Source organism: Brevundimonas sp. (genome assembly GCF_036402095.1).
Classification (GTDB): domain Bacteria; phylum Pseudomonadota; class Alphaproteobacteria; order Caulobacterales; family Caulobacteraceae; genus Brevundimonas.
Window position 1 is genome coordinate 1 of the sequence record NZ_DASWTO010000092.1, and the last position, 5,896, is coordinate 5,896.

At 68.2% G+C, this 5,896-nt stretch carries 5 protein-coding genes; all 5 read left to right on the top strand.

Going from position 1 to position 5,896, the window contains the following annotated elements:
- A partial coding sequence (locus VGD32_RS07290) for an NADH-quinone oxidoreductase subunit L (RefSeq protein WP_331031240.1) occupies nucleotides 1–1,421 on the top strand: 1,421 nt, incomplete at its 5' end.
- Nucleotides 1,422–1,432: 11 nt separating this feature from the next.
- The gene (locus VGD32_RS07295; protein ID WP_331031243.1) at nucleotides 1,433–2,911 is read left to right on the top strand and encodes an NADH-quinone oxidoreductase subunit M; all 1,479 of its coding nucleotides are present in this window, start codon (nucleotides 1,433–1,435) and stop codon (nucleotides 2,909–2,911) included.
- 7 nt (nucleotides 2,912–2,918) lie between these two features.
- Nucleotides 2,919–4,361, top strand: a complete 1,443-nt coding sequence (nuoN, locus tag VGD32_RS07300; protein WP_331031241.1) for an NADH-quinone oxidoreductase subunit NuoN — start codon at nucleotides 2,919–2,921, stop codon at nucleotides 4,359–4,361.
- Nucleotides 4,362–4,368: 7 nt separating this feature from the next.
- Nucleotides 4,369–5,118: a biotin--[acetyl-CoA-carboxylase] ligase gene (locus tag VGD32_RS07305; protein WP_331031242.1), complete on the top strand. Its 750-nt coding sequence runs from the start codon at nucleotides 4,369–4,371 to the stop codon at nucleotides 5,116–5,118.
- A partial coding sequence (locus VGD32_RS07310) for a type III pantothenate kinase (RefSeq protein ID WP_331031244.1) occupies nucleotides 5,115–5,896 on the top strand: 782 nt, incomplete at its 3' end. The genes VGD32_RS07305 and VGD32_RS07310, both read left to right, overlap by 4 nt.

Genomic DNA, 5,896 nt, shown 5'->3' on the forward strand with positions numbered 1-5,896 from the left:
CCTGGTCGGCGCTCGACCTCGCCGGGGTGCTGCTGTTCATTGGCGCCATGGGCAAGTCGGCCCAGTTCTTCCTGCACACCTGGCTGCCCGACGCCATGGAGGGCCCGACCCCGGTGTCGGCCCTGATCCACGCCGCGACCAGGGTCACGGCCGGCGTCTACATGGTCTGCCTGCTGTCGCCGATCTACGAGTATGCGCCGCTCGCGTCGTCGGTGATCGCCCTGACCGGCGCGGTGACCGCCCTGTTCGCCGCGACGGTCGGCCTGGCCCAGAACGACATCAAGCGGGTCATCGCCTATTCGACCTGTTCGCAGCTGGGCTACATGTTCTTCGCCGCGGGCGTGGGCGCCTATGAGGCGGCCATGTTCCACCTGTTCACCCACGCCTTCTTCAAGGCCCTGCTGTTCCTCGGCGCCGGTTCGGTGATCCACGGCATGCACCACGAGCAGGACATGCGGCAGATGGGCGGGCTGTGGAAGCTGCTGCCGATCACCTACGCCGTTATGATGATCGGCACGATCGCCATCACCGGTCTGGGCATCCCGGGCATCGGCGGCTTCGCCGGCTTCTACTCGAAGGACATCGTCATCGAGAGCGCCTGGGCGGCGGCGGCTTCGGGCCATTCGGCCGTGGGCCTGTTCGCCTTCCTCGTCGGCATCTTCGCCGCCGGCCTGACCGCCTACTATTCGTGGCGACTGGTGTTCATGACCTTCCACAACAAGCCTGTCTGGAAGGAGGAGGGGGCCCATCACGCGGACGACCACGCTTCGCACGCCCAGCTGGAAACCCACTCGGAGCCGCTGGCGGATCACGACGACGCGCACGCGCACGACGACCACCACCATGGCCCGCTGAAGCCGCACGAGAGCCCGTGGGTGATGATCGTGCCGCTGCTGGTCCTGTCGGTCGGCGCGATCGCCGCCGGCTTCCTGTTCGAAGGCTTCTTCACCGGCCATCACGAGGGCGAGTTCTGGCGCGGAGCCATCTTCAACGGGGCGCACAACCACGTCCTGCACGACGCCCACGAGGTCCCGACCTGGGTGGTCTGGTCGCCGCTGGTGCTGACCCTGATCGGCACCTTCGCCGCCTTCTGGCTCTATGTCCTGAAGGAAGGCATGGCGCGCCGCATGGCCGACCGCGGCGGGGTGATCCACGCCTTCCTCTACAACAAGTGGTACTTCGACGAGCTCTATGACTTCGTCTTCGTGCGTGGGGCCAAGGCCGTGGGCGACCTGTTCTGGAAGATCGGCGACGTGAAGATCATCGACGGCCTCGGCCCGAACGGCGCGGCCTGGGCCTCGCTGAAATCCGCCGCCCGGCTGGCCAAGCTCCAGTCCGGCTATGTGTACCACTATGCGTTCGTGATGCTGCTCGGCGTGGCCGGTTTCCTCGCCTACGCCATCTATGCGTGGGGAGCCTGATCTTGCCCCAGATCCCCTTCATCCTGAGCGTCGTCACCTTCCTGCCGCTGGTCGGCGCGGGCCTGATCCTGCTCGCCCGTCTGCTGGGCAAGGGCGAGGCGGCCGGCGCAGCGCGCTGGATCGCCCTGGTCACGACCCTTCTGACCCTGGCCGTCTCGGCCGTGCTGGTCGCGGGCGTCGACGCCTCGAGCGCGGCCTACCAGTTCGTCGAGCGCTACGTCTGGTTCGCCGGGGCGCAATACCACATGGGCGTGGACGGGGTTTCGGTCCTGTTCGTGCTGCTGACCGCCTTCCTGATGCCGCTGTGCATTCTCGCCAGCTGGACCACGATCAAGGAGCGGGTGGTCGACTACATGATCGCCTTCCTGGTGCTGGAGACGCTGTGCATCGGCGTGTTCACGGCGCTGGACCTGTTCCTGTTCTACATCTTCTTCGAAGGCACCCTGGTGCCGATGTTCATCATCATCGGCGTGTGGGGCGGGGCGAACCGGATCTACGCCTCGTACAAATTCTTCCTCTACACCCTGCTGGGCTCCGTCCTGATGCTGCTGGCCATGCTGTGGATGGCGGCCGAGACGGGCACGACCAGCATCCCCGAGCTGAAGCAGTACGCCTTCCCGGCCTATGCCCAGCCGCTGCTGTGGCTGGCCTTCTTCGCCTCGTTCGCGGTCAAGATGCCGATGTGGCCGGTCCATACCTGGCTTCCCGACGCCCACGTGCAGGCGCCGACGGCGGGGTCGGTGATCCTGGCCGGCATCCTGCTGAAGCTGGGCGGATACGGCTTCATCCTGTTCAACCTGCCGATGTTCCCGCAGGCGTCGCAGATGTTCGCGCCGCTGGTGTTCGTGCTGTCGGCCATCGCCATCGTCTACACCTCGCTGGTCGCCTTCCGGCAGACCGACATGAAGAAGCTGATCGCCTATTCGTCGGTGGCGCACATGGGCTTCGTGACCATGGGAATCTTCGCCGGCAACGATCAGGGCGTGCAGGGCGCGGTGTTCCAGATGCTGAGCCACGGCCTGATCTCGGGCGCGCTCTTCCTCTGCGTCGGCGTGGTCTACGACCGCATGCACACCCGCGAGATCGCCCTCTACGGCGGCCTGACCGCGCGGATGCCGTGGTTCGCGGCCATCTTCATGCTGTTCACCATGGCCAATGTCGGCCTGCCCGGCACCTCGGGCTTCATCGGCGAGATCCTGACGATGACCGGCATCTACCAGGTGTCGACCTGGACGGCGTTGTTCGCGGCCTCGGGCGTGATCTTCTCGGCGGTCTACGCCCTGACGCTGTACCGCAACGTCATGTTCGGCGAGATCACCAATCCGGCCATGAAGGCCATCACCGACGTCGACAAGCGCGAGCTGCTGATCTTCGTCCCGCTGATCCTCGGCACGATCTGGCTGGGCGTCCAGCCGGGCCTGGTGCTGGATTACACCGCCGCCTCGGTCGAGGCCCTGACCTCCGCCTATCAACTTGCGATCGGCGGGTGAGACCATGATGCCTGATCTGATTTCCGCCCTCCAGCTCTCGGCTCCCGAAGCCGCCCTCGCGGTCGGCGGCCTCGTGCTGCTGATGATCGGCGCCTTCGCCGGTGAGAAGAGCGCGCGCTTCGTCTCCGTCCTGTCGGTGCTGCTGCTGGTCGGCGCCACGGCCTTGGCCGTCACAGGCCCGCTGGGGCAGGCCTTCAACGGGGCCTATGTGGCCGATCCGCTGGCCGTCTACGGCAAGGCGCTGATCTTCCTGTCCAGCGCCGTGGCCATCGTGCTCGGCGACGGCTGGATGAAGCGCACGCGCATCGCCCGCTTCGAATACCCGGTGCTCATCGTGCTGGCCTCGGCCGGCATGGGCATGATGGCGTCGTCGGGCGACCTGATCTCGCTCTACGTCGGCATCGAGCTGCATTCGCTGGCGCTGTATGTGCTGGCCGCCTTCCATCGCGACGACCTGAAGGCGTCCGAGGCCGGGCTGAAGTATTTCGTGCTCGGCGCCCTGTCGTCGGGTCTGCTGCTGTACGGCGCCAGCCTGATCTACGGCTTCGCCGGTTCGATGCGCTTCGACGAGATCGCCGCCTACGCCGCGGCCAATCCATCGACGGGCCTGGTGTTCGGCCTCGTGTTCCTGATCTGCGGCCTGGCCTTCAAGGTCTCGGCGGCGCCGTTCCACATGTGGACGCCCGACGTCTATGAGGGCGCGCCGACGCCGGTCGTGGCCCTGTTCTCGACCGCGCCCAAGGTGGCGGCCATGGTGCTCATCGCCCGCACGCTGGAGGGGGCCTTCGCCGGATCGCACGACCAGTGGGCGCAGGTGCTGATCCTGATCTCGCTGATCTCCTTCGCGGTCGGGGCGTTCGGCGGACTGGCGCAGCGCGATCTGCAGCGCCTGCTGGCCTATTCGTCCATCGCCAACATCGGCTACGCCCTGCTGGGCATCGCCGCCGGCACGACGCTGGGCGTGCAGGCCATGCTGCTGTTCATGACCCTGTACGTCATCGACCAGTTCGGTTTCTTCGGCATCCTGCTGTCGCTGTCGCGCAACGGCCGGCCGATCCGCTCGATCGCGGACTTCGCCGGGCTGCGGAAAGAGCGGCCGGTCACGACCCTGGCCCTGACCGTGCTCTGCCTTTCGGTGCTGGGGATGCCGCCGCTCTCCGGCTTCTGGGGCAAGTGGGCGGTGTTCGGCGCCGCGGCCGACGCCGGCTACTGGATGGTCGGCGCGGCCGGCCTGGTCGCCTCGGTCGTGGCCGGCTTCTACTATCTGCGGATCATCAAGCTGATGTGGTTCGATCCCGCGCCGGAGCAGGCCGCGACGGACAGGGCCCCGCTCGAGGCGAAGAGCATCGCCTGGGCCTGCGCCGCCTTCGCCTTCCCGCTGGTCATCGTCGGCCTGACCTGGCTGGAGCCGCTGACCGCCGCCGCCGCCGCCGGTTTCGGAGCCGGGTAGGGCGTTCATGCCCGCCGCTCCCGTCCTGCTGCTCGACCAGATCGACTCCACCAATGCGGAGGTCCGGCGCCGGGCCGAGGCCGGCGAGACCGGCCCGCTGTGGATCGTCGCGCGCCGCCAGACCGGCGGCCGGGGCCGGCGCGGTCGGGCGTGGGAGAGCGAGGCGGGCAACCTGTTCGCCACCCTGCTGACGACCACGCGCAAGCCGCCGGCCGAGGCGGCGCAGGTGACGTTCGTCGCCGCCCTGGCCGTGGCCGACCTGCTGGACCAGTACGCGCCGCCGTCGCTGGTGACGATCAAATGGCCCAATGACGTGCTGCTGGCCGGCGACAAGGCGTCGGGCGTGCTGGTCGAATCCGGCGTCCACCCGTCGGGCGGCCTGTGGCTGGCGGTCGGGATCGGCGTGAACCTCGTCCACGCCCCGACCGGGACCGAACGCCCCGCGACGGCGCTGGCGCACCATCTTCGCGGCGACATCGGCGCGGCGCCGCGGGTTGAGGCCGCCGCCGCCCGGCTGGCCGAGGCCTTCGCCGTCTGGCAGGAGCGCTGGGAGTCGCTGGGTTTCGAGCCCATTCTCGACGCCTGGCGGGCGCGCACGCCGGGGCTGGACGGTCCCGCCGTGGCGCGCTTGGGTCATGAGACGGTCAAGGGCCGGGCCGAGGGCGTGGCCGCCGACGGCGCGCTCCGGCTCCGTCTGGCGGACGGCACGCTGCGGCTGATCTCGGCCGGCGACGTATTCTTCGGGGAGGCCGCCTGATGCTTCTGGCGATCGAGCAAGGCAACACCAACACGATGTTCGCGGTCCACGACGGGACCGAATGGGTCGCCCAGTGGCGCACCGCCACGGAAAGCAGCCGCACGGCCGACGAATACGCGGTCTGGCTGAGCCAGTTGCTGACCATGCGCGGCCTCGGCATCGGCCAGCTGGACGGCTGCATCATCTCCAGCGTCGTGCCCCAGTCGATCTTCAACCTGCGCAACCTGTCGCGGCGCTATCTGAACGTCGAGCCGCTGGTGATCGGCGACAATGTCGACCTCGGCATCGCCGTGCGCATCCTCAAGCCGAGCGAGGCGGGGGCCGACCGGCTGGTCAACGCCATCGGCGCGCACCTGGCCTATTCGGGCGATCTGATCATCATCGACAGCGGCACGGCCACGACCTTCGACGTCGTCGCCGCCGACGGGGCCTTCGAGGGCGGGGTCATCGCGCCGGGCATCAACCTGTCGCTGCAGGCGCTGCACGAGGCGGCCGCCATGCTGCCGCGCATCGCCATCCAGCGGCCCGAGCACGTGATCGGCAAGGACACGGTCTCGAACATGCAGTCCGGCGTCTTCTGGGGCTATGTCGCCCTGATCGAAGGCCTGGTCGCGCGCATCAAGGCCGAGTGGGGCCGGCCCATGACGGTCATCGGAACCGGTGGCGTGGCCTCGCTGTTCGAAGGCGCAACAGACTCAATCGACCGGTTCGATCCGGACCTGACCATCCGCGGCCTCCTCGAAATCTGGCGGCGGAACACCCACATCAAGGGCGCATG

Coding starts and splice junctions, on each gene's coding strand:
- nuoN (WP_331031241.1), top strand. CDS start 2,919: ATGCCTGATCTGATTTCCGCCCTCCAGCTCTCGGCTCCCGAAGCCGCC.
- VGD32_RS07305 (WP_331031242.1), top strand. CDS start 4,369: ATGCCCGCCGCTCCCGTCCTGCTGCTCGACCAGATCGACTCCACCAAT.